Below are 22,453 nucleotides of genomic sequence, written 5' to 3' on the forward strand. Positions count from 1 at the left end.
GCGTCGCGAGTAGGGGCAGGGCCTGGGGGTAGCGCCAGGGGCTATGACCGAAATGCTGGAAAAGACGGAGCGGGACTACGAGGGCGGCCACGACCGGCCGCTCAAGGGCTATCTGGGGCTGCTCAGCGCGTACGGGGGCACGGTGGCGGTGGCCGCCGTCGCGGCGGTGTGGGCGGGCCGCAAGGCCCCCGACGAGATCGGCACGATGGACCTGCTGCTGATGGCGGCGTGCACGCACAAGGTGTCGCGGCGGCTGGCCAAGGACCCCGTCACGAGCCCGCTCCGGGCCCCGTTCACCCGATACGAGGGACAGGCCGGCCCCTCCGAGGTCCAGGAGAAGCCGCGCGGCGCGATCGGCGAGCTGCTCGCCTGCCCGTTCTGCCTGGCGCAGTGGGTGGCCACCGGGTACGCCGCCGGGCTGGTGTTCGCCCCCAAGGCCACCAGGCTCGTGGGAGCGACGATGACGGCGGTGGCGATCTCGGACTGGCTGCAGCTCGCCTACGCGAAGCTCATGAAGTCGGCGGGGGAAAGCGACTAGCGGACTCTCGGCAGGACCTCGCGCTCGTCACGAAGACGGCGCCGGCGTCTTGGCCTGCCGTATCAGCTCTTGAGGGCCGTGTTCCTCGCACGACAGGAGATAGCCGAATGTCGTCATGGAATTTCCCCGGCCCGTAACGGCGGAGGGAAACATGTTAGGGATGCGTACCCCAGGGCAGTTGCTGGCGCATGGCTACTTTGCTCTGGATCATCGCAGTAATCCTCGTCATCGCCGGGATCTACGTCATCCTGGCCCGGCGCGACCTGCTTTGGGGGATCGTGCTCATCGTTCTCGGTTTCCTGGTCGGGCCTGGCGGGGTCAGCATCTTCAATGTCTAGGCGCGTCAGGCGCCCTGATACCAGTCCATCCTTACCGCTGGGCCGATCCTCGAGAACGGCCCAGCGGTACCTTACTTTTGCCGAAATATCGTCATAAGCGATCCTTAGCCCGTACCCCTCGGGCATGAGGAACGTGTGAGCAAATATCCGCCGTTCAGCCGCTTCGAATCCGGCGCGGCCTCGGCGAGAGTTCGTGATCAGATCGCACGGCTGCGGCACGACCTGCGCAGCGAGGCCATCCTCGACGAGGCCACCGCCCGCTTGGCCACTCAGCTGAACATCCGTCCTGGCGAGGCAGCGGAACAGCTCGCCAGGACGGCGCAGCACAGCGGGCTCGGGCTCGTCGAGGTCGCCAAGGGCGTCGAACGGCCGCCCGAGGAGGACAGGAGTCCCCTCGAAGCGCCCGCCTGGGTGGACGGGATGCTGGAGGCCGTGCACGCCTCGGCCCTCTACCTCACCCCCGTCAAGGACACCACGGGCCGCGTTGTGGACTTCCTCATCCTGGCCGCCAACCGGCACGCCCGCACCCTCGACGGCCGGACCGGCGCCGGGCTGGTCGGGTGCCGGCTCATGACGGCCAGCCCGGGCGTCGCCAGCTCGGGCCTGCTCGACGACTACTACACCGTCTACGAGACCGGCGATCCCGTGCACCGGGAGCCGGTGGAGTTCGTCGAGGTGATGGACTACCTCATCTGGCCGGCCACGCTGAGCGTGCGCGCGGCGCGGGTGGACGACGGGCTGCTGGTGAGCTGGCGGGCCCTCGACGACGAGGAGCTGCTGGTCTCCGGCTGGGAACGCGCCCAGCGCCTGGCCGAGCTGGGCTGGGGCGAGTGGAACCTGGCCACGGCGCGCACGCTGTGGACGGCCCAGATGTACGAGATGTTCGGCCGCGAACGCGCCGCGGGGCCGATGGCCCTGGAGGAACTGCCGACCGTGGTGGTGCCCGAGGATCTGCCGGTGATCGAGGACCAGATCCGCTCACTGCTGGAGTTCCGTGAGGCGGTCGAGAGCGAGTTCAGGATCCAGCACCGGCACGGGATCCGGCATCTCAGCGTGTTCAGCGAGCCGATCCTGGACACCGACGGCCTGCCGGTCAAGGTGCGCTCCCTGGTGCAGGACGTGACCAAGAACCGGCGCAAGGAGCGGGCCCTGGCCGTCGCGCACGAGCAGGCCCACCGGCAGCGCAAGCGGGCTGAGGAGGAGCACCGCGTCACGGTCCAGCTCCAGAACACGATCCTGCCGATCCGCCGCGGCCTCATCCAGTTGCCGGGGCTGACGGCCGCCGTACGGTATCTGCCCGGCGAGGAGCTCACCCGGCTGGGCGGCGACTGGTTCAAGGCCCGCCTGATCCCCGACGGCCGGGTGCTGCTGGCGATCGGGGACGCGATGGGCCACGGGCTGACCGCGGCCAGCATCATGCTGCAGATGCGCTCGGGCCTGGCCGGGCTGGCCTACACGGGGGCACACTCGGGGCAGCTCACCACCTGGCTGAACGACCTCATCGTGCACTCCAGCGAGGGCGTCACCGTGACCGGCACCGCGATCGTGGGCCACTTCGACCCGGAGGACCACAGCTTCTGCTGGACGAACGCCGGCCACCCCGCACCCGTGCTGATCAGGGAGGGCCGGGCCGAGCTGGTGGACGCGGTGCCCGGGATGATGCTGGGGGCCTTCGACGCCACCGAGTACGGCATGACCCGCACCCCGCTCGAACCGGGCGACCTGCTGGTGCTCTACACCGACGGGATCGTCGAGCGGCGCGGCCACGACCTGGACACCGGCATGAACGCCCTGGTCCAGGCCGCCGGCTCGTGCACCGCCGACGATCCGGAGGAGGTCATCTCCTGCCTGCTGCGGCGTATGGGAGGAGAGAGCGCCGAGGACGACGTGTGCGTCATCGCCGTACGGGTGCTCTAGACGGCTCTAGACGCCCTCGCCGTGCAAGCGCTCTAGACGCCCTCGCCGGTGAACCCGTCGTCGCACTCCAGGCAGTAGACGGCGTACGCCCGGCCGATCACGGGCAGCGCCACGTTGCGCACCCTGATGCCCCCGGGCGTCATGCCCTTCTCCCTGCCCTTGTGGGCGTGCCCGTGCAGGATCAGGTCGGCGCCGGCCGTGTCGACCGCCTCGGCGAGCAGATAGCTCCCGAGGAAGGGGTAGATCTCCGGCGGCTCGCCCTCCAGCGTCTCCTTGATGGGGGAATAGTGCGACAGCACCACGCGCTGGTCGGCCACGATCTCCTTCAGCGCGACCTTCCACGCCTCGGCGATGTAGCGGGTGTGGGCGATGAAGTTCTTGATCTCGCGCTCGCCGAACTCACTGGCGCTCTTGCCCGCGAACCCGCCGCCGAACCCCTTGCCACCGACCACGCCGAGCTTGTGGTCGCCGCACTGGATCACGACGCCGTCGTCGTCGAGCACGATGACCCCGGCGTCGCGCAGCTCGCCCGCCATCTCGTACTGCATGTCGGAGTGGTAGTCGTGGTTCCCGAGCACGGCGACGGCCGGGATCGGCAGGTCGCGCAGCTCGTCGGCCACCAGCCGGCCCTCCTCCAGCGTGCCGTGCCTGGTCAGGTCGCCCGCCAGCATGAGGACGTCGGCCCGGTCCTCGATGCCTTCGAGCTTGGCCCGATACTGGCCTCTGACGTCCTCGCCCAGGTGGATGTCGCCGACGGCCGCGATCCGAAGGTCAGTCAAGATGCTCATCCTCCCCTGGCCTGGGCGCCTCCACGACATTGATCTCGTTGTGCACGTGGAGATCGGGCACGGACTCCTTCGCCACCTGACCGATCCTCTCCCGCTGTTCGAAGCCGGACACCTCGCCGCGCAGGAACAGCTGGTCACCTCGTATGTCGACGCGGATTCCGAGCTCGTGCGTGCGCGCGTCCTCGGCCAGCGCCTGCTGGACACGGGCCGCGACGTACTGCGGAGCTTCCATCACTCGCCTCCTTCTCTTGTCGGCGCATGCCCGGGCATGAACAGCTCAAACGGCACGAATCAGGCGAATAACGGCTTGTTCCACCGGACCCGCAGTGGCAAGTTGCCCGAAATCGGCGTCCGCGCCCAGCTCGGTCAGCGCCGCCGCGATGGTCTTGTCCTGGTCGTACGCCTCCACCACCCGGGGGTCCACGTACGACGCCCGCGCCACGGTCGGCGTGTTGCCGAGATACTCGGCCACCTCCCGCATCACCCGGACGATCGCCCGCTGCTTGCTGGCCGTCCCTTCCTTGGCCGCGGGCCGCGACACCGCCAGCCCGACGGCCGCCAGCACGGTGGCGTGCCAGGTGCGGAAGTCCTTGGCGGTCACCTCGTACCCGATGCTCTCGCGCAGGTACTCGTTGATGTCCTCGCTCCTGATGTCGGCCCACCCGCCGGCCCGGCGATAGCGCAGCAGCTCGTCGCCCTCCGCACCCGCGGCCTTGAGCGCCCTGAGCACCTTGCAGGCCGCCGGGTCGGCCACCTCGACCTCGCGCAGGATGGCGCCCTTGGCCTGGTAGGAGCAGGTGACGATGCCGTTGGCGCAGACGATGTGCTCCATCCTGAGCGTGGCCAGGCCGTAGGTGTCGTAGCTCTCGCCGCCGATGCGGAAGAAGCCGATGTCGAGCAGCCGGGCGGCCGTGGCCAGCACCCGCGCCCGGGTCAGGCCGCGCCCGTGGAGCTGCTCGTCCACGGCCTTCCTGAACGCGGGCAGCCGCTCGGCCACCTCCAGCACCCGGTCGAACTTGGCCCGGTCCTGCTGCTCGCGCCACACGTCGTGGTAGCGGTACTGCCGCCGTCCCGCGGTGTCCGTGCCCACGGCCTGCAGGTGCCCGTCGGGCGAGGCGCAGATCCACACGTCGGTCCAGGCCGGCGGGATCACGAGGGCCTTGATGCGCTCCAGGATGGCGGGGTCGCGCACCGGCCGCCCGTCGGGTCCCTGGTAGCTGAACCCGCGCCCGCGCCGGCGCCGCGAGATGCCCGGCTCGCTCTGGTCGCTCGGGTGCAGCCCGGCGGGCTGGGGCTCCTTACGTGCTTCTGCCTCGGGCACGGAAGGCGGGCTACCCCCGACGTTAGGCGGCAAACGGGAAGGGCAGGTGAGCGGCATGTCTGATAACGGAGAGTGGCACGAGGAACGGGACCGAAAAGGTCATGCCATGGTGCCCGCGACGCCACGCGACGTGGTGCACATCAGGGTGGGCTCCTTCGCCCTGGTGTTCCTGTTCGCGTTCGCGGTGCTGGGCCTCATCGCGGGGGCTCCGGTCATGGTCGGCATCGCCGTGGCCCTGGCCGTGGTCACCATCGTCGACATCGTGCTGGCCGTACGGCGTCAGAAGCAGCGGAGTGACGGAGAGGCGGGCTGATTTCGACATGGCACCACTTCGTGGGCGGGTAGTAGTGGTGACGGGCGCGAGCGGCGGGGTGGGGCGTGCGGTCGTCCGCGAGCTCGGCGCCCAGGGCGCCAAGGTGGCGCTCATCGCGCGGGGCACGGCCGGCCTGGGCGCCGCCGCCGTGGACGTCGGGACGGAGGGCGGCACGGGCCAGGTCTACGAGGCGGACGTCGCCGACTACGACCAGGTGCGGGAGGCCGCCGAGCGCATCGAGACGGAGATGGGCCCGATCTCCGTCTGGATCAACACCGCGTTCTCCTCGGTGTTCGCGAAGTTCACCGACATCGAGCCGGCCGAGTTCGCCCGCACGACCGACGTGACGTATTTGGGCTACGTCTGGGGCACCAAGGTGGCGCTGGAGCTGATGGGGCCGCGCAACGCGGGGGCGATCGTGCAGACGGGCTCGGCGCTGTCGCATCGCGGCATCCCCCTGCAGTCGGCCTACTGCGGCGCCAAACACGCCGTCAAGGGCTTCACCGAGTCGGTGCGCACGGAGCTGCTGGCCGACCGGAGCAACATCGGCATCACGCTGGTGCAGTTGCCGGCGGTCAACACGCCCCAGTTCGAGTGGGTGCTGTCCAAGCTCCGCCGCCATCCGCAGCCCGTGCCCCCCATCTACCAGCCGGAGGTCGCCGCCAGGGCGATCGTGTACGCCGCCGAGCACCCGGAGCGCAAGGAGTACTGGGTGGGAGCCAGCACGGTGGCCACCCTGCTGGCGCAGCGCGTGGCCCCGGCCCTGGTGGACCGCTACCTGGCCAAGACCGGCATCCAGTCCCAGCAGACGGACGAGAAGGCGCCGAGCGGCGTGTCGAACCTGTGGAAGCCAGCGGACGAGTCGGCGGACTACGGCGCGCACGGCACCTTCGACGGCCGCTCCCACACGCGCAGCCCGCAGGTCTGGCTCTCCCAGCACCGGCGGCCGGTCCTGCTGACGCTGGCCGGGGGCGCGGCGGCGGCCGCGGTGGCCGCGTACCGTCGTTTCAAGCGCTCCTAGCACGGGCTGAAACTCACTCTAGGGGGCCTCGATGCCTGAACGCGATCTTCATTACCTGGCCGAGCTGGCCGCGCAGTTGCGCGTCGACTCCGTACGCGCGGCCGCGGCGGCCGGATCCGGCCATCCCACCTCGTCCATGTCCGCGGCCGACCTGATGGCCGTGCTGTTCGCCTGCCACCTCCGCTACGACTTCGACCACCCTGACAACCCCGCCAACGACCACTTGATCTTCTCCAAGGGCCACGCCTCTCCCCTGCTCTACTCGCTCTACAAGGCGGCCGGCGCCGTCAGCGACGAGGAGCTGCTGTCGTTCCGGCGGCGGGGCAGCCGGTTGGAAGGCCATCCGACGCCGCGCCTGCCCTGGGTGGACGTGGCCACGGGCTCGCTCGGGCAGGGGCTGCCCGTGGGGGTCGGGGTGGCTATGGCCGGGCGGCTGGAGCGGATGCCGTACCGGGTGTGGGTGCTCTGTGGTGACAGCGAGCTGGCCGAAGGGTCCATCTGGGAGGCCGCCGAGCACGCGGGGGCCGAGGGGCTGGCGCATCTGACGGCGATCGTGGACGTCAACCGGCTCGGTCAGCGCGGGCCCACCCGGCACGGCTGGGACACCGGGGCCTACGCGCGCAGGTTCGGGGCGTTCGGGTGGCACACGATCGAGATCGACGGGCACGACCCCGGGCAGATCGACTACGCCCTGGGCGACGCCCGCAACACGCGCAGGCGGCCCACCGTGATCCTGGCCAAGACGCGCAAGGGCGAAGGGGTGCTCGAGGTCGAGAACCGCGAGGGCGCCCACGGGAAGGCGCTCAAGGATCCGGACAAGGCGGTGGAGGAGCTGGGCGGGTCCCGTTCGGTGCGGGTCGAGGTGCATCCGCCCGAGCTGGACGCGACGCCGTACCGGTTCGACGGCAAGGCGCTGAAGCTGCCGTCCTTCGAGGTCGGAGGGCAGGTGGCGACGCGGACGGCGTACGGGCGGGCGCTGGCGGCGCTCGGGGCGGCCCGGGGGGACGTCGTCGCGCTGGACGGCGAGGTGGCCGACTCCACGAAGACGGAGGCGTTCGGGAAGGAGTTCCCCGAGCGGTTCTTCGAGATGTACATCGCCGAGCAGCAGCTCGTCGCCGCCGCGATCGGCATGCAGGTACGCGGCTGGGTCCCGTACGCGGCCACCTTCGCGGCATTCCTGACCAGGGCGTTCGACTTCGTCCGGATGGCCGGGGTGAGCGGGGCGTCGATCCGGCTGGTCGGGTCGCACGCGGGGGTGTCCATCGGCGAGGACGGCCCCTCGCAGATGGGGCTGGAAGACCTGGCCATGGTCCGTACCGTCTATGGCAGCACCGTGCTCTACCCGTGCGACGCCAACCAGGCGGCGGCGCTGACCGCCGAGATGGCCGACCTGGAGGGCGTCTCCTACCTGCGGACCACGCGGGGCGACACCCCGGTGATCTACCAGCCGGGCGAGCGGTTCCCCGTGGGCGGTTCGCGGGTGCTGCGGCAGTCCGCCGGCGACCGGGCCACGATCGTGGCGGCCGGTGTGACCGTGCACGAGGCGCTGGCGGCGGCCGACGAGCTGAAGGCGGCCGGGGTCCCGGTCGGGGTGATCGACCTCTACTCCATCAAGCCCGTCGACACGGCCGCGCTGATCGAGGCGGCCACCACGACGGGCAACCTGATCACGGTCGAGGACCATCGGCTGGAGGGCGGGCTGGGCGACGCGGTGCTGGAGGCCGTGAGCGAGCTGGGGCCGCGGGTGGTGAAGCTGGCCGTGACGGGGCTGCCCGGCTCGGCGACCCCGGAAGAGCAGCTCGCCGACGCGGAGATCGACCGGCGGGCGATCGCGGCGGCCGTCAAGCGGCTGCTGTGAACACCATGGACAGGAAGGAGGGCCGGCGATCTCTCGTCGGCCCTCGGGTGCGCACGGCGATCAGCGAGACTTCGCCGTGGCCTTCCTGTTCGCCTTCTTGATGGCATCCACCAGTTCCTGCTTGGTCATCCGCGACCGGCCGGCCACGCCCAGTCTGGCGGCCACGCCCCGCAGATGTTCCTTGGTGGCGTTGGCGTTCACGCCCTCGTCCGTCCGGCCGGAGCGGTCCGTGGCGCCCTTGTCGGACGGGCCCTTCGCCGGCTTCGGCTCCCAGTGGTCGCCGACCTTCTCGAAAGAGTGCTTCAGCGCGGAGAACGCCGTCATGTGCGCGCGGCGCCCCTCGCCGTATTCCTTGACGGCGGAGTCGTGCGCCTTGATCCACGTGTTCTGCGCCTTCTTCGGCGAGCGTTTGACGGTTGCGGGTAGTTCGTCGACTCCTGGCACGTCGATACACCTCCTACAGCGGCGGTTCGTCGTAGCGGCGACGCTCCTCGTAGACGGTCGTCCTGCGCGCCTCGGGCTCCTCGTAGATCTCGTGACGGTGCACCGGCTCGTCGATGGGGCCGACGGCCCGGCGGGTCACAGCGATCCGGTAGATGCCGAACAGCAGTCCGGCCAGGCCACCCAGCATGAGGATGACGCCAACTACGTTGATGTCGAGACCGGCAAGGTCGAACTCGACGGCCCAGGTGAGGATCGCACCGAGCATGATGAGGATGATGCTTCCGGCGATGGTCATCGGCTTTACCTCCTTAACACGAAGGAACCTCTATCCACATGGCGAAAAACAAACCAATCGTGGTGATCGGGCTCATGGGCTCCGGAAAGACGACCGCCGGCAAATTGCTCGCCGCCGCCCTTGACCTGCCGTTCAGCGACAGTGACCCGTTCCTCGTGGAGCGGTACGGCGGCACGGCCGCGCAGCTCGCCGTCCGCGACGGGGCCGACGTTCTGCACCGTTACGAGGCCGAGCACGTGCTGCACGAGCTGGCGGGCGAGCCCAAGGTGATCGCGGCGGCGGCCAGCACGATCGAGGATCCCAAGGTGCGCGCGGCGTTCCGCGACGCGTTCGTGGTCTGGGTGGACGCGGCCGACGAGGTGCTGGCCGAGCGGATGCGCTCCAGCGACCACCGCCCCGACTTCGACCCGCACGCCATGCGGGCCCGGCGTGAGCCGTACTTCCGCGAGGTGGCCGACCTGGTCTGCGACGTCGGCGTGCTCCGTCCCGAGCAGGTACGCGACGCGGTCCTCAGGGAATGGGGATTGCCGACCGGCGAGCGGGGCTGATAGCCAGGGGAGATGTTCGCCGAGAAACCCACCTTGAAGGGCGAGCGCGTGACGCTCCGCCCGGCCGGCCCGGAGCACGCCGACGGCCTCATCGAGCTGATCTCCGACCCCGAGGTGCACCGGCTGACGGGCTCGCACGGCCACGTCGAACCCGAGCACGCCCGCCGGTGGTACGCCACCCGCGGCGAGCACACCGAACGCCTCGATCTGGCGATCATGGCGGACGACGACTACGTGGGCGAGGTCGTGCTCAACGAACTCGACACCGACAACCTGTCCTGCAACCTGCGCATCGCGCTGGTCGGCGCGCGCGTGTTCGGCAAGGGCTACGGCACCGAGGCCATCGGCCTGGTGCTCGGCCACGCGTTCGGCACGACGCCGCTGCACCGCGTCAAGCTGGCCGTCTACGCCTTCAACGAGCGGGCGCGGCACGTCTACAAGAAGATCGGCTTCGTCGAGGAGGGTGTCGAGCGCGACGCCCTGCGATGGGACGGCGAATGGCACGACGCGGTGCTCATGTCCATCCTTCGACCGGAATGGCAGGCTCGATGGGGAAGCCTGGCATAATGATCATGACGCATGGGTCCCCCGAGGCGCGCGGGGGACCTGTGGCGTCATTCCGGACAACTTATGGGCGGTGTCGTGCATCTAAGCATCAGTGACGTTGCGCTTGGTGCCCGGTGACCCCGAGAGGCTTGGCGGCTTTTGGCTGGCGGCCAGGCTCGGCGCGGGCGGGCGCGGCGTCGTCTACGACGCTTACGACGATGACGGGCGCAGATACGCGGTCACGGTGCCGCGGGGTGAGGTCGGGCGCAGCTTCGAGCAGGTGACCTGCCGCCACCTCGCCGAGGTGGTCGCCGTCGGCTCCGACAAGGGCGTGCCCTACGTCGTGAGCGAATACGTGGACGGGCCCGATCTGCGGTGCGCCGTCGAGCTGCACGGGCCCTACGCGGGCGCCGAGCTGGTGGCGCTGGCCGGCGCGCTGGCGTCCGCGCTGCGCGCGCTGCACGCGGCCGGGCTGACGCATCGGGGGCTGAACCCGGAGAGCGTGCTGCTGGCCGCCGGTGGTCCCAAGGTGATCGAGCTGGGGCTGCCCGTGGGCGGAACCGTGGGCGGGACGCACACCTACCAGGCTCCGGAGGTCCTGACCGGGCAGGTGCCCGAGGCGGCGGCCGACGTGTTCGCGTGGGGCGCGGTGGTGCTGTTCGCGGCCACCGGGCGCGACCCGTTCCGCGGCGACAGCCCCGGCGGGGTCATGCGCCGGCTGCTGACCACCGACCCCGACCTGAGCCTGCTGCCCGAGCCGCTGCGCGAGCCGGTCGGGCGCGCGCTGGCCAAGGACCCCGCCGACCGGCCCCCGGTGGCCGAGCTGGTGATCGAGGGCGGCGCCGAGCTGAGCCCGCCCGAGGAATACACGGGGCCGAGGTCGCTGGGCGAGGTGGCCGAGGAGGTCTACCAGTCGCTCACGCCCGCCCGCCAGCAGGAGGTGCCGGGGCTGCTGCTGCGCCTGCTCGACGGCGACAGCCCGCATGACGAGGGCGACGTGCTCGACCCGCTCATGGAGGCCGGTCTCCTCGTACGCCGCAGCGTCCGCGTGCCCGCCGTCGAGACCGCCGTGGGCAAGCTCGTCGCCGTCAGCGACAACCGGGTGGCCCCGGCCAGCGCCGCCCTCTACCGGGCCTGGCCCCGACTGCGCGGCTGGGTCGCCGAGGAGCGCGACGGCATGGAGGTGCACCGCGGCATCCGCGAGGCGGCCAGGCACTGGTCGGAGCACCGGCGCGGCCGCAGCCACCTCTATCGCGGTCAGGCGCTGGACACGGCGCTCGGCTGGGCCGCCACCAAGCGCCGGCACCTGCGGCTCAACCAGCTCGAACGCGACTTCATCAACGACAGCGTGACCCTGTCCAAGCAGCGCAGGAAGCTGTTCGTCCCCTCGCTGGCGACGGTCGGGGCGGTGCTGGCGGTCGCGGTGACCATGTCCGTGGTGTCCGTGCACGGCCAGAACGAGCTGCGCGGCCGGCTCATCGAGGCCGACGCGCGTGCCGTGGCCGCCAGGGCGGAGGCGATGCGGGCCGCCGATCCGCGTACGGCGATGCGGCTGAGCGTGGCCGCGTGGCGGCTGTCCCCGGTGGTGGAGGCGCGGGCCGCGTTGCAGGCCTCTCTTGTGCAGCCGGAGCTGGGCGTGTTCACCGATCCGGCCCCCGACCAGCGGGCTCGTTACCTGCTGCGCGGGGACGAGCTGGTCAAATGGGACACCGGGACGGTCACGGTCTGGGACGTGGCGGCCGGGAAGCGGACGTCGTCGTACACACTGCCGGCCGGGGCCATGGCGCTGAGCGACGACGGGCGGTTCGCGGAGGGTGGCGACGGCCGGCCGTTCGACGTGACCACCGGGCGGGTGCCGGCCGCCGGGACCGCCTACGCCATCAGCCGGGGAAACCGGACCCGGGTGTACCGGGGGGTGAAGGTGCTCTTCGACGTGGCCGACCGGAAGGTGGCGCTCTCCCGCGACGGGTCCAGGGCGGCCCTGTCCGGGCTGAACGGGCGGGTCGAGCTGTGGGACCTTTCACCTCGGACCCGGACGGGGGTCGTGGAGGTCCAGCCGCTGACCGGCGCGGACGCGGCGGCCCCGGCCCTGTCCTTCAGCCCTGACGGGGCCACGCTGGCGGTGGCGGGACGCGACGGGGTCACGCTCGTGGCGGCCGAACGGCCGGGCGCCGCCCGCCGGGGGGCCGAGGTCCTCCGCGCGGACGACCCCCCCGCCCTCCATCCCCCCGGCACGGCCGCGCCCCAGCCCGGCCCCGTCGCGTCCCAGCCGGGCCCGAGTACCGTCGCGTCGCGACCTGGCCCCAGCACCGCGTCGCAGCCCGGCCCCAGCACCGCGTCCAAGCCCAGCGCTGTCGCGTCCCAGCCGAATCCCAGCGCGGGCGCCTCGCAACCGGGCCCCAGCACCGTCGCGTCCCAGGGCCCGGGCGCTCAGCCCGCGAAGGGTACGGACGCTCAGCCGGGTCCGGCGCAGGGTCCGGCGCAGGGCCCGGACGTCCTGTCCGGCCCGGCGCGGGCTTCGGCGAGCGCCAAGCCTGAGCGAGGGCGCGTCTTCCGGGCGGATGGCGGCGTGAAGACTGCCAAAACGGGCGCCCGCGACCCCGAAGCCGATGCGAAGGAGCGCGGGAGCGGGGTGTGGGGCGTGGAGGTCGTGGACGGGCTGGAGGCGGTGCCGGGCGCGGCGGCCGGCCCGCTCGTCTTCAGCCCCGACGGCAGCCTGCTCGCCCTCCCCGGCCAGGGCGAGGTACGCGTCTGGAACGTGGCCGAACGCCGCCTCGCCGGCGCCTACCCCCTCAAGGACCCCGGCCACGGCCTGTCGTTTTCGGCCGACGGACGCGCGCTGCGCTACCTGAGCGGCACCGGCTCCGTCGTCTCGCTCGACGTCTCCGGACTGCCCGTCCCGTCCGAGGAGGGTCACACCGCCGCCTTCTCCGGCAACGGCCGGGTCGTCGCCAAGGAGGTCGGTGACGCGATCGAGATCACCGACACCGTGGAGCGCAAGCAGCTCGGACGCATCGCCGCCGCCGGTGACCTGGCCTTCGACGCGGCCGGCCGGCTGCTGGCCGTCGCGGGCGACCCGGTGACCGTGTGGGAGGTGGCGGGCGGCAGGCAGATCGCCGCCATCGAGCCGGGCGGCGACGTACTCGCCGTGGCGCTCTCCCCCGACGGCCGCACGCTGGCCACCGCACGGGGCAAGACCCTGGAGACGTGGGACGTACAGGAGGGGCGCCGGATCAAGGCGTACGAGGGGGCGGGCGATCTGGCGCTGGCCTTCAGCCCCGACGGCTCGACGCTGGCCGCCGGCGCGAACCTGCTCGACCTGCGCACCGGCGTGATCACCCCGCTCGACCTGGCCGCCCGCGCCAACGGCGGGGCCGCCCCGACCGCGCTGGCCTTCTCCCCCGACGGCGACAGGCTGGCGTTCGGGCTGGAGACCGGCCGGGTGCTGCTCTGGGACGTACGCGAGCGCCGCCCGCTCGGCACGATCGAGACAGGCGCGGACCCGGTGGACGAACTGCGCTTCTCGCCCAAGGGCGACCTGCTGGCCATCGACGCCACCCGTACGTCGCTCTGGGACACGGGGACGCAGCGCGAGGTCGGCCAGATCGGGTCGTGGGCCGCCGGGCTGGCCTTCAGCCAGGACGGCAGGCGGCTACGGGGCGTGGCGCTCGACGGCACCGTACGGGAGAGCCCGGTCGATCCGGCGCTGACGGCGCAGGAGGTGTGCGCCAGGGCTGGTGGGCCGCTGAGCAAGGCGGAGTGGACCCGGCTGATCCCGGAGACCGGCTACCAGGACGTCTGCTGACCCGCCCGCGCCAAGTCGGCGACCAGAGGACGAAAAGTGGGCTCGCTCATGCTGGCCGCATGAGAACCGTACAGATCCCGGACGTATCGCCCCGCAACGACGGAGAGCGCGAGCCGGACCTCACGTCCATGTACGTCATCCACCGCGCCATGCTCACCGACCTGCGCCGCCTGACCGGCCTGCTGGGCGGGGACGGGCCGCTGACCGGCCACCGGGAGCGGGCGGCGCGCCGGTACGCGGCCTCGATCCTGGTCGAGGTGCACCACCACCACGCGAACGAGGACGACGTCCTCTGGCCGATCGTGGAGCGGACGGCGGGACGGGCCGTGGACCTCAGCCCGTACACCGACGACCACGAGGCCCTCGGCCCCGTCCTCGACCAGTGCCGCGCCGCCCTCGGCGGGGACCGGCGGTCGCTCGCCCGGGCTCTTGGAGAGCTGCTCGACCTGCTCGACGAGCACATCGACGAGGAGGAGTCCCGGCTGTTCCCGATCATCTCCCGGTTCGTTCCCTACGACGCCTACGCGTGGGCGGAGCGGCAGGTGGCCAGGCGGGCATCGTTCGGCCAGCTCACGTTCACGGCGCCGTGGCTGCTCCGGCACGCCACGGCGGACGAGGCCGCCCGGCTGCTGGCGGGCGCGGGCGCGCCACTGCGCCTGCTGGTCACCCTCTCCCGAGGCCGCTACACCCGCCACGAACGCGCAGCCTTCGGCTAACCCACTTCCGCCCGCCACCACAACTTCCCCGCCCCGTACTTCGGCCAGGGTCCCTTGGAGAAACCGAGAAGGGACCGGAGGTGGTGCGGCCGGTCGACCTGTGGCGGGCGAAGGGGCGCGGGCCGGACGTGGGGTAGCCGGACCGCCTGCGGCGGGTCAGGGTCAGGTCCTCGCGGTACGGGTGATGCGGTACAGCACGTTCGGACGCAGTGGCCCTTCGGGCTCGGTGGGGTCGTCGAAGTCGTCGGCCGGGTCGCGGGTCATGCCGATCCGGCGCATCACCGCCTGGGAACGAAGGTTGGTGGCCGTTGTGACGGCGAGGATCTCAGGAAGCTCAAGGGCGTCGAAGCCGTGCGCCAGGACGGTCAGCGCGGCCTCGGTGGCGTAGCCCTGGCCCCAGGCCGAGCGGGCGAGCCGCCAGCCGATCTCCACTCCCGTGAACGGCATGTGGTCGTCCACCTCATCCAAGCCCGCGAAGCCGATGAACTCACCCCTGGCCGCCACCTCAACCGCCCACCACCCGTAGCCTCGCTGGTCGAACTCGGCCTGAAATCGCGACACGGAGGCATCGCTCTGTTCGCGGGTGAGCAGGTCGCCCAGGTGCTCCCGGACTTCGGGGTCGGCATTCATCGCCGCCCACGATTCAAGGTCGGAGTCACGCCATCGGCGCAAGACGAGGCGATCGGTACGCAGGTCAGGCATGCCGACCAGCCAACATGAGCCCTGGTCCCGAGGCAATCGCTTTTCATCGGCCACCGACCCGGCGAACCCATGCGGTCAGAGCACTAGTCGTTGGGGTACAGCTTGAGGACGTTGCCCTTGGGGTGGGCGACCAGATAGCCGCCCCGCCGATATTCGTCGGAGACGTAGACGAGCAGCACCTGACGCGTGGAGGCGAAGGCGTAGTCGGGGTCCACGATCAGGTAGCGGGTGGTGGGCTTGGGGACGCCGAGGTCCTTGTCCGCCTTCTTGAGCAGGCCCGGGACGGCGTTCCAGTTGAACTTGGCCAGGTCCACCAGAGGGGTGTCGACCTCGCCGCCGGTCGATGTGCGGCTGACGGCGCCGTCCCGGTAGGAGTAGCTGTCGTACAGCTCCGGGTCCTTCTTGAGCGGGGCGTCGAAGGAGGCGTAGTCGGGGTACACGACCATCTTGACGACCTTGGTGCCGCCGATGACCGGCTTGATCTTGGCGATCATGGCTCGCATGCCGGCCGGGGTGAGCAGGTTCTTCGGAGCGGTGCTCTCCTTCTCGGTCGGCTCGCCGGTCTGCTCGCGGGACTGCTCGCCGCCCTCGCCGGGGCGGAACGTCACCGCGATCTGTTCACCGGCGTTGGGATCCATCAGCGGCAGGAAGCGCCACACCAGCACGCCCACCACCACGACGGCCGTCACGGACAGCGCCGCCGCGATCGCCACCGCCGCCCCGGCCAGGCCCTTGCGGCGGCGGGAGCGGCGCGTGTTCAGCGTCCCCGACTCCGGAACCGGCTTCCCACCCCACGGAGGCGGCTGCGACCCGTAACCGGGCGGCACGGTGTTACCGCCACCGACCGCCCCGGGCCGGGCGGACGGCCCGGTCTGACCCGGCGACCCCGAGTACGGGCCCGAGTGAGCGGGCGGGACCGTTCCCGGCCCTCCGGGAGCGGACGGCCCTGAATAGGGGGAGGAAGAGCCGGGGTAGGACGACGGGCCGGAGGGAGCCGAAGGGGAGCCGGGATGGGCCGACGGGCCGGCGTGGGAGGAGGAACCGGGGTAGGACGAGGGGCCGGAGTGGCTGGAAGGGCCGGGCGGGGTCGCGGGGGCAGGGCCTGGGGTGAAGCTCTGGTCCGGGGTCGCGGGGGCAGGGCCCGGGGTGAAGCTCTGGTCCGTGGTCGCGGCCGCCAGCATCCGGTCCAGCGTCTCGGCGTCCGGCCGGGCCGCGACGTCCCGGTTGAGGAGGGCGCGGAGCACCGGTCCGAGCGCCCCGGCGCGCTCCGGCGGTGGCACCTCCTGGTTGAGGACGGCCGCCAGCGTCGCCAGCGTCGTGCTCCTGCGCAGCGGATGCCGCCCCTCCACCGCCACGTACAGCATCATGCCGAGCGACCACAGGTCGGAGGCCGGATCGCCTTCGACGCCGTTGATGCGTTCGGGCGCCATGTACTCGGGCGACCCGATGAACGACCCCGTCGCCGTCAGGCTGGTCGACTCCCGCACCGCCGCGATGCCGAAGTCGGTCAGCACCGACCGCCCGTCCTCGCGCAGCAGGACGTTGGCGGGCTTGACGTCGCGGTGCTGGATCCCGACCGCGTGCGCCGCCCGCAGGGCCGATAAGACCTCGCGCCCGAGCCGCGCCACCTCCTGCGGCGGCATGGGGCCGCGCTGGATGCGGTCCTGCAGCGACCCGCCGGAGACCAGCTCCATGACGATCCATGGGTACGCCTGCTCGCCCGGGTCCACGATGTGGTGAATGGTGGCGACGTGCGGATGGTTCAGCCGGGCCAGGGCGCGCGCCTCGCGCAGCACCCGGGCCCGCAGCTCACGGGCGCCCGCCGGGTCCTGCTCGTCCATCAGGGGGTCGGGAGGGCGTACCTCCTTGAGCGCCACCTCACGGTGCAGGGCCACGTCCCAGGCCCGCCACACCAGGCCCATGCCCCCGCCGCCGAGCCGCTCCATCAGTTCGAAGCGGTCGTCGATCACCCGTTTGCGCATGCAGAGCAGCGTAGGCCCGACGTGGTGTCCCCGTCATCATCAGGCGCTGGTGGCCAGGGCCTCCGCCGCGACGCCGTGCGCGAAGGGCAGGCCCTGGGCGTGGCGGGCGAGCTCGTCGAGGGCCAGGTGGGTGATGCGGGCCAGCTCGCCGCCGAGCGATCCGGCGATGTGCGGGGTGAGCAGCACGTTGGGCAGGTCGTAGAGAGGCGAGCCGGGCGGCAGGAGGTCGGGCTCGGTGACGTCAATGACCGCGTACAGCCGTCCCGAAGACAGTTCGGCGATGAGGGCGTCCTGGTCGACGAGCGAGCCGCGGGCGGTGTTGATGAGCGTCGCGCCGTCGCGCATGCGCGCCAGGCGGGCGGCGTCGACGAGGTGCCGGGTCTCGGGCAGCTCGGGCGCGTGCAGGCTCACCACGTCGCTCCGCTCGAACAGCTCGTCCAGCTCGACGTGCGCCACCCCCAGGTTCTCGCTCAGGTACGGGTCCGCCACCAGCACCTCCAGCTCGAACGGCCGCAGCAGCTCGATCACCCGCCGCCCGATCTTGGACGCCCCGATGATCCCGACCGTACGCCGGTAGTTACCGAACCCGGGAAACCGGGCCTCCAGATCCACCCGCGCCCGCTCCTCGCGGTAGACCCTGGCGATGTCCAGCACCCGCTTGCCGGCGAACAGGATCGAGGCCAGCGTGTACTCGGCCACGGGCTCGGCGTTGGCCGCCGCCGCCGACGAGACGGCCAGGCCGCGCCGCCAGCACGCCTCGGTCACGTGGTGCTTGACGGTGCCGGCCGCGTGCACGATCGCCCGCAGCCGGGGCGCCCTGGCCAGCACGTCCTCGGTGATGGGCGGGCAGTACCAGCTCGTGACCAGCACCTCCGCCTCGGCCAGCGCCGCCGCCACGGCCGGGTCGGTGAAGTCGGCGGCCACCAGATCGGGGTCCACGTCGGCGATCGAGACCAGGCGGTCGCGCGCCTCGCCGACGATGAGGCGGGCGGCGACGTCCGGCCCCATGGCGAGCAGGGTCTTCGGCCGAGCGTTGATCATGTGTTCCCCCGTATCACAATCCGTTCATTTCGATCATAACGAAGCGGTCGACTCCCGCACCCGGAGCTCGGGCAGCAGGGCGACGTGCCGGCCGACCGCGCCGGCACCCTGGGAGATGCGGGCGACCAGCAGGTCCACCGCGCAGCGGCCGACCTCCTCCTTGGGCGGCGCCACGGCGGTGAGCGACGGCACGCAGAACGCGGCCACCTCGTCGTCGTAGGCGATCAGCGACAGGTCGCCCGGCAGCTCGACCCCGGCCGCGATCAGCCGCCTGACCAGGAAGAGCGCGTCCTCGTCGTTGTGGACGAGCAGCCCTGTCACGCCGCCGTCGCGCACCAGGCGCAGCACCCCGGCGACCAGCTCCTCCGGGCGTTCCCGGTCGATGACGATCTCCACAGGCGGCTCCAGGCCCAGCGCGGCGGCGGCGACCGGCAGGCCGGCCCGGATCCGGGGCGCGGTGGGGCTGGGGAAGGCGGCGAGCGCGAGCCTGCGGTGGCCCAGCTCGGCCAGATGGCGTACGGCCAGGTAGGCGCCGTGGGCGTGGTCGGAGGCCACCGCGTCGAGCGTGGCGGCGGGCCCGGCTTCGGCCCGCCGCTCCACCAGCACCGTGGGCACGCGCAGCCCGGCGAGCCACGCGTCGTGCGACCCGTCGGGGTGCCTGCTCGGCGTGAGCAGCAGGCCGTCGATGCCGTCGGCGACGAGCTGGCGCACCTGGGCCCGGTCCTCGGCGTCCGCGTAGTGGGAGATGCCCAGCACGAGCCTGGCCCCCAGCCTGGCCGCCTGCTCCTGGGCGCCCTTGATCACGGCCGGGTAGTAGTAGTGCGCGGTGGGGACGACCATGCCGATGGTCGGCGAAGTGACGGCGGCGGCCCCGCCGCCGGGCAGCGTGATGCCGCCGTGCACCCTGGTCAGCAGCCCCTGCCCGGCGAGGTGCTCGACGTCCCTGCGCAGGGTGACGGCGGAGACGCCCAGTTCCCTGGCCAGATCGGCCAGCCGCGCGGAGCCGCGGTCGCGGAGCCGGCGCAGGATGAGCCGGTGACGCTGCTGAACGGACACGGACGCTCCTCACACCAAGGCGATCGTTAATCGCTCATTCGATCACGGGCGGCGTCGATCCACAGCCGGACACCCGCCCGTTCGCCGACCGCCAGCGCCTCGCGGAAGTGCGGCTCGGCCGGCCGCCCCAGGTACGCGGCCAGTTCCCCGAGCACCTGCGCCGTCGGCCAGATCGCCAGGTAACCGGTGCTGCCCACGGGCTCGGCCGAGAACGGCAGCAACGCCTCGTACGCCGCCTCCGCCCGCCCCCGGTCCCCGATCGCGACGCCGAGCAGCCCGCGGACGACCGTCAGCACGTGCCAGAAGTAGTCGCGCCGGATCGGCCGTGGCTCGGCGGGCACCAGGGCCCGCGCCTCTTCGGCCCGCCCGGCGTGGCAGAGCGCCAGCGCGTACAGCTCGCGCGCCTGCTCCTGCCACGTGCCCATGGACGTGAAGGGTTCCACCTCGGGCACCAGGGGGCTCAGATCGCCGCGCATCAGGTGGAGGCCGTAGCGGGACAGCAGATGGATGCCGGCCTCGTGCTGCCACATGCCCAGCCGCCCGGCCAGCTCGGCGGCGGCGCGGTAGTGGGTCTCGGCGCCCGCGTGGTCGCCGGCCAGCGCGGCCCGCAGGCCGTCGTAGAAGCCGGTCACGGCCAGGGTGAGCGGCAGGTCGTACAGGCGGGCCAGGTGCGCGGCCCGGGCGGCGTGCCGGTCGGATTCGGCGAGGTCGGCGCGGTTGATCGCGGCCTGCATGAGGACGAGGTGGCCGAGCGCCTCGACGGTCACGTCGGAGCCCGACAGGGTCAGCAGCTCGGCGCCGATGCGCTCGCGCTCTGGGCTGCCGCCGTAGCGGAAGCTCTGGTGCAGGCGGCCGTTGAGCGCGAGCACGAGCAGGTGGCGGTCGCCGAGCCGGCGGGCCATCGCGACGGCCTCCTGGGAGGCGAGGTAGCCGCGCTCGTCCGGCTCGCCCTCCAGCTCGTAGCCGAGCGCGGTCAGGAGCCGGCAGCGGGTCCTGCCGTCGCCGGCCGGGAGCCGGTCGAGCGCCTCCTCGATGGCCTGGACCAGGCGGGAGTCGAGGGTGCCGTATTCCCGGTTGCTCCAGAAGGTCGGCACGTCGAACGAGACGATCACCTGGGCCAGCAGGTGGGGATCGTCCATGGGCAGCACGTCGCGTACGGCGCTCTCCCTGTGGGCCCTGGCCGTGCCCAGCCGGCCGGTGTTGGCCAGCGCGGACACCAGCGACAGCGTGAGGTCGAGGCGCTCGCGCACACCGCCGGTGGAGGTGTCGAGCGCCTGCCGCCAGAGCGCGGCGGCCTCGTGGTGGGCGAAGCGGCGCTCGGCCTGCTCGGCGGCGAGCCTGGTGTAGCGCACGGCCTTGACGGGGTCGGCGGCGGAGGCGGTGTAGTGGTGGGCGAGCGCGGCCACGTCGCCGGGGTCGTGCTCCTCGATGGCCCTGGCGACGCGCAGGTGCAGGCGGGCGCGGCGGATGCGGGACAGGTCGTCGTACAGGGTGTCGCGGATCAGCGCATGGGCGAAGCGCAGCCGCCCGGCCTCCGGCTCGACCAGCAGCCCGGTGACCAGCCCGGCCTCGATGGCGGACAGGACGGCCTCCTCGTCGGCGCCGCTGACGACGGTCAGCACGTCGACGTCGCTCTCGCGGCCGATGACGGCGCCGTGCCGCAGGATCGTCTGGGCCTGCGCGGGCAGCCTGGCCACGCGGCGGCGCAGCACGTCGCGCACCCCCGCCGGGAGCGCGACCACGCCCTCGGAGTCGAGCAGCCGCGCGGTCTCCCTGACGAAGAACGGGTTGCCGCCGGTGCGCTCGGCCACCTCTGCGACCGTCTCGGGCGCGGCGGGGCGGCCGCAGGTGACGCTGATCAGCTCGCCGACCTCGGGCGCGGCCAGGCCGTTCAGCTCCACGCGCAGCGGCTCGCGGGCGGCGATGGCGGCCAGGGCGTCGGCGAGGTGGTCGTTCGGCTCGGTGTGCCGGTAGCTGACCACGACCAGGACCGGCAGCCCGGCGGCCTCGCCGATCACGTGGGTGAGAATGGCCAGGGTCTCGGCGTCGGCCCGGTGCAGGTCGTCGAGGACGAGCAGCAGGGGGCGACCGATCGAGGTGACGAACGCCCCGACGGCCCGGCGCAGCCGGAACCTGGCGCCCGGCACGTCGCCGCGTACCGGGGTGTCGGACAGCAGCGGCGCGAGGGCCTCCGGTTCGCCCGGCGGGAAGCGGGCGGCCAGTTGCCTGAGCAGCTCGGCCCAGGCCCAGCCGGGCGGCGCGCCCTCGTATTCGGGGCAGCGGCCCCAGCCGACGGCCCAGCCCTGGGGTTCGAGGGTGCCGCGTACCTGCTCCATGAACGCCGTCTTGCCCGCGCCGGGCTCGCCGCTGACCAGCACGGCGCCGCCGTCGAGGCCGGTCACGGCGTCGAGTTCGGCGCGCCTGCCGACGTACGGCTGACCGGCCGCGGTGGGCCTGGGGACCGGGGTGGGCGGCGGCGCGGCCTCGCTCAGGTGGGCGGCCTGGGCCAGGATGTCCGCCTCCAGCCGCCGCAGCTCGGGCCCGGGATCGACGCCGAGCTCCTCGGCGAGGTGCGCGCGGGCCCGGCGCAGCGCGCCGAGAGCCTCGCCCTGCCGGCCGCACCGGTAGAGCGCCCTGGCCAGCAGCGCCCACGCGCCTTCGCGCAGCGGGTGCTCGGCGGCCAGGCGCTCCAGCTCCGGTACGGCCCGCGCCGCCCCGCCGATCCTGATGACCGCCCCGGCGTGCCGCTCGACCGTGGACAGCCGCAGCTCCTCCAGCCGGCTCGCCTCGGCGTCGGCCCAGTGGGCGCCGGCGAACTCCTGGTAGGCGGGGCCGTGCCAGAGCGCGAGCGCCTCGGCCAGCCGTTCGTGCCCGGCGTCCGGGTCGCCGGCCAGGGCCTCGAACCGCCAGGCGTCCACCGCGCCGGCCTCCAGGCGCAGCGCGTAGCCGGGCGGCTGGGTGACGAGCACCCCGGCCTGGGCGCGCGGGGACCGGCCCGGCTCCAGGGCGCGGCGCAGGTTGGAGACGTAGGACTGGACGGCCGCCAGCGCCTTGGGCGGCACCTCGCCCGCGTAGAGGTCGTCGATGAGGCGGTCGACCGGCACCACCTGGCCACCGGCGGCCAGCAGGCGGGCGAGCACCGAACGCTGGCGGGGCCGGCCCAGCGCGACCGGCTCGCCGTCGAGGTGTGCGGCGAGCGGCCCGAGCACGCGGAAGGTCAGCAC

At 72.5% G+C, this 22,453-nt stretch carries 20 protein-coding genes; 10 read left to right on the top strand and 10 right to left on the bottom strand.

Annotated features, from left to right (window positions below):
- The first annotated feature begins 43 nt into the window (after positions 1-43).
- The 3 genes from C4V41_RS28050 to C4V41_RS28055 all read left to right on the top strand — a co-directional run bounded on the left by C4V41_RS28050 (position 44) and on the right by C4V41_RS28055 (position 2,793).
- Positions 44-538 carry a DUF1360 domain-containing protein gene (locus tag C4V41_RS28050; protein WP_103958948.1) on the top strand — a complete coding sequence of 165 codons (495 nt, stop codon included), beginning with the start codon at positions 44-46 and terminating at the stop codon, positions 536-538.
- 188 nt (positions 539-726) lie between these two features.
- The gene (locus C4V41_RS63170) at positions 727-876 is read left to right on the top strand and encodes a GPGG-motif small membrane protein (protein ID WP_020543887.1); all 150 of its coding nucleotides are present in this window, start codon (positions 727-729) and stop codon (positions 874-876) included.
- A 135-nt stretch (positions 877-1,011) separates the two neighbouring features.
- Positions 1,012-2,793, top strand: a complete 1,782-nt coding sequence (locus C4V41_RS28055) for a PP2C family protein-serine/threonine phosphatase (protein WP_103958949.1) — start codon at positions 1,012-1,014, stop codon at positions 2,791-2,793.
- A gap of 32 nt (positions 2,794-2,825) precedes the next feature.
- On the opposite strand, the gene C4V41_RS28060 is transcribed toward C4V41_RS28055, so the two are convergent.
- From C4V41_RS28060 to C4V41_RS28070, 3 genes are read right to left on the bottom strand one after another with little or no spacing between them, the layout of a single operon-like run.
- Complete coding sequence (locus tag C4V41_RS28060; protein WP_200824277.1) at positions 2,826-3,572, bottom strand: metallophosphoesterase family protein; 747 nt, start codon at positions 3,570-3,572, stop codon at positions 2,826-2,828.
- Positions 3,565-3,813 carry a BON domain-containing protein gene (locus C4V41_RS28065; RefSeq protein WP_103958951.1) on the bottom strand — a complete coding sequence of 83 codons (249 nt, stop codon included), beginning with the start codon at positions 3,811-3,813 and terminating at the stop codon, positions 3,565-3,567. The genes C4V41_RS28060 and C4V41_RS28065 overlap by 8 nt, the downstream gene beginning before the upstream one ends.
- A gap of 45 nt (positions 3,814-3,858) precedes the next feature.
- Positions 3,859-4,902: a DNA topoisomerase IB gene (locus C4V41_RS28070; RefSeq protein WP_235030423.1), complete on the bottom strand. Its 1,044-nt coding sequence runs from the start codon at positions 4,900-4,902 to the stop codon at positions 3,859-3,861.
- Positions 4,903-4,957: 55 nt separating this feature from the next.
- Between C4V41_RS28070 and C4V41_RS28075 the strand changes: the two genes are divergently transcribed.
- Genes C4V41_RS28075 through C4V41_RS28085 form a run of 3 tightly spaced genes read left to right on the top strand, consistent with a single transcriptional unit; the run spans position 4,958 to position 8,094 of the window.
- Positions 4,958-5,215, top strand: a complete 258-nt coding sequence (locus tag C4V41_RS28075) for a hypothetical protein (RefSeq protein ID WP_146103810.1) — start codon at positions 4,958-4,960, stop codon at positions 5,213-5,215.
- A 7-nt stretch (positions 5,216-5,222) separates the two neighbouring features.
- Positions 5,223-6,236, top strand: a complete 1,014-nt coding sequence (locus C4V41_RS28080) for an SDR family oxidoreductase (RefSeq protein ID WP_103958954.1) — start codon at positions 5,223-5,225, stop codon at positions 6,234-6,236.
- A gap of 31 nt (positions 6,237-6,267) precedes the next feature.
- Positions 6,268-8,094: a transketolase gene (locus C4V41_RS28085; protein ID WP_103958955.1), complete on the top strand. Its 1,827-nt coding sequence runs from the start codon at positions 6,268-6,270 to the stop codon at positions 8,092-8,094.
- Positions 8,095-8,154: 60 nt separating this feature from the next.
- Here the strand turns inward: C4V41_RS28085 and C4V41_RS28090 are convergent, their stop codons facing one another.
- Positions 8,155-8,538, bottom strand: a complete 384-nt coding sequence (locus C4V41_RS28090; protein WP_103958956.1) for a ChaB family protein — start codon at positions 8,536-8,538, stop codon at positions 8,155-8,157.
- A gap of 13 nt (positions 8,539-8,551) precedes the next feature.
- The gene (locus tag C4V41_RS28095; RefSeq protein ID WP_103958957.1) at positions 8,552-8,833 is read right to left on the bottom strand and encodes a hypothetical protein; all 282 of its coding nucleotides are present in this window, start codon (positions 8,831-8,833) and stop codon (positions 8,552-8,554) included.
- A gap of 38 nt (positions 8,834-8,871) precedes the next feature.
- On the opposite strand from C4V41_RS28095, the gene C4V41_RS28100 reads away from it, so the two are divergent.
- The 4 genes from C4V41_RS28100 (at position 8,872) to C4V41_RS28115 (ending at position 14,448) form a co-directional block, all read left to right on the top strand.
- The gene (locus tag C4V41_RS28100) at positions 8,872-9,381 is read left to right on the top strand and encodes a shikimate kinase (RefSeq protein WP_235030424.1); all 510 of its coding nucleotides are present in this window, start codon (positions 8,872-8,874) and stop codon (positions 9,379-9,381) included.
- A 12-nt stretch (positions 9,382-9,393) separates the two neighbouring features.
- Positions 9,394-9,948, top strand: a complete 555-nt coding sequence (locus C4V41_RS28105; protein ID WP_103958958.1) for a GNAT family N-acetyltransferase — start codon at positions 9,394-9,396, stop codon at positions 9,946-9,948.
- Between the two features lie 91 nt (positions 9,949-10,039).
- Positions 10,040-13,732 carry a protein kinase domain-containing protein gene (locus C4V41_RS65405; protein ID WP_103958959.1) on the top strand — a complete coding sequence of 1,231 codons (3,693 nt, stop codon included), beginning with the start codon at positions 10,040-10,042 and terminating at the stop codon, positions 13,730-13,732.
- Between the two features lie 59 nt (positions 13,733-13,791).
- Positions 13,792-14,448: a hemerythrin domain-containing protein gene (locus tag C4V41_RS28115; protein WP_103958960.1), complete on the top strand. Its 657-nt coding sequence runs from the start codon at positions 13,792-13,794 to the stop codon at positions 14,446-14,448.
- A 162-nt stretch (positions 14,449-14,610) separates the two neighbouring features.
- Here C4V41_RS28115 and C4V41_RS28120 read toward each other — a convergent pair whose 3' ends face one another.
- The 5 genes from C4V41_RS28120 to C4V41_RS65410 are packed head-to-tail and all read right to left on the bottom strand — an operon-like array spanning position 14,611 to position 22,453.
- Entirely contained in the window at positions 14,611-15,204 is a 594-nt protein-coding gene (locus C4V41_RS28120; RefSeq protein WP_235030425.1) for a GNAT family N-acetyltransferase, read from the bottom strand.
- A 29-nt stretch (positions 15,205-15,233) separates the two neighbouring features.
- The gene (locus C4V41_RS64405) at positions 15,234-17,132 is read right to left on the bottom strand and encodes a serine/threonine-protein kinase (protein ID WP_235030426.1); all 1,899 of its coding nucleotides are present in this window, start codon (positions 17,130-17,132) and stop codon (positions 15,234-15,236) included.
- Positions 17,133-17,171: 39 nt separating this feature from the next.
- Positions 17,172-18,173 (bottom strand): hydroxyacid dehydrogenase, encoded by a 1,002-nt coding sequence (locus tag C4V41_RS28130; protein ID WP_200824278.1) that lies wholly within the window; start codon positions 18,171-18,173, stop codon positions 17,172-17,174.
- Between the two features lie 33 nt (positions 18,174-18,206).
- Positions 18,207-19,229, bottom strand: a complete 1,023-nt coding sequence (locus C4V41_RS28135) for a LacI family DNA-binding transcriptional regulator (RefSeq protein WP_103958962.1) — start codon at positions 19,227-19,229, stop codon at positions 18,207-18,209.
- Between the two features lie 26 nt (positions 19,230-19,255).
- Complete coding sequence (locus C4V41_RS65410; protein ID WP_103958963.1) at positions 19,256-22,453, bottom strand: BTAD domain-containing putative transcriptional regulator; 3,198 nt, start codon at positions 22,451-22,453, stop codon at positions 19,256-19,258.

The organism is Nonomuraea solani (assembly GCF_900108335.1).
Taxonomy (GTDB): domain Bacteria; phylum Actinomycetota; class Actinomycetes; order Streptosporangiales; family Streptosporangiaceae; genus Nonomuraea; species Nonomuraea solani.

Coding starts and splice junctions, on each gene's coding strand:
- C4V41_RS28050 (WP_103958948.1), top strand. CDS start 44: ATGACCGAAATGCTGGAAAAGACGGAGCGGGACTACGAGGGCGGCCAC.
- C4V41_RS63170 (WP_020543887.1), top strand. CDS start 727: ATGGCTACTTTGCTCTGGATCATCGCAGTAATCCTCGTCATCGCCGGG.
- C4V41_RS28065 (WP_103958951.1), bottom strand. CDS start 3,813: ATGGAAGCTCCGCAGTACGTCGCGGCCCGTGTCCAGCAGGCGCTGGCC.
- C4V41_RS28075 (WP_146103810.1), top strand. CDS start 4,958: ATGTCTGATAACGGAGAGTGGCACGAGGAACGGGACCGAAAAGGTCAT.
- C4V41_RS28080 (WP_103958954.1), top strand. CDS start 5,223: ATGGCACCACTTCGTGGGCGGGTAGTAGTGGTGACGGGCGCGAGCGGC.
- C4V41_RS28085 (WP_103958955.1), top strand. CDS start 6,268: ATGCCTGAACGCGATCTTCATTACCTGGCCGAGCTGGCCGCGCAGTTG.
- C4V41_RS28095 (WP_103958957.1), bottom strand. CDS start 8,833: ATGACCATCGCCGGAAGCATCATCCTCATCATGCTCGGTGCGATCCTC.
- C4V41_RS28100 (WP_235030424.1), top strand. CDS start 8,872: ATGGCGAAAAACAAACCAATCGTGGTGATCGGGCTCATGGGCTCCGGA.
- C4V41_RS28105 (WP_103958958.1), top strand. CDS start 9,394: ATGTTCGCCGAGAAACCCACCTTGAAGGGCGAGCGCGTGACGCTCCGC.
- C4V41_RS28115 (WP_103958960.1), top strand. CDS start 13,792: ATGAGAACCGTACAGATCCCGGACGTATCGCCCCGCAACGACGGAGAG.
- C4V41_RS64405 (WP_235030426.1), bottom strand. CDS start 17,132: ATGCGCAAACGGGTGATCGACGACCGCTTCGAACTGATGGAGCGGCTC.
- C4V41_RS28130 (WP_200824278.1), bottom strand. CDS start 18,173: ATGATCAACGCTCGGCCGAAGACCCTGCTCGCCATGGGGCCGGACGTC.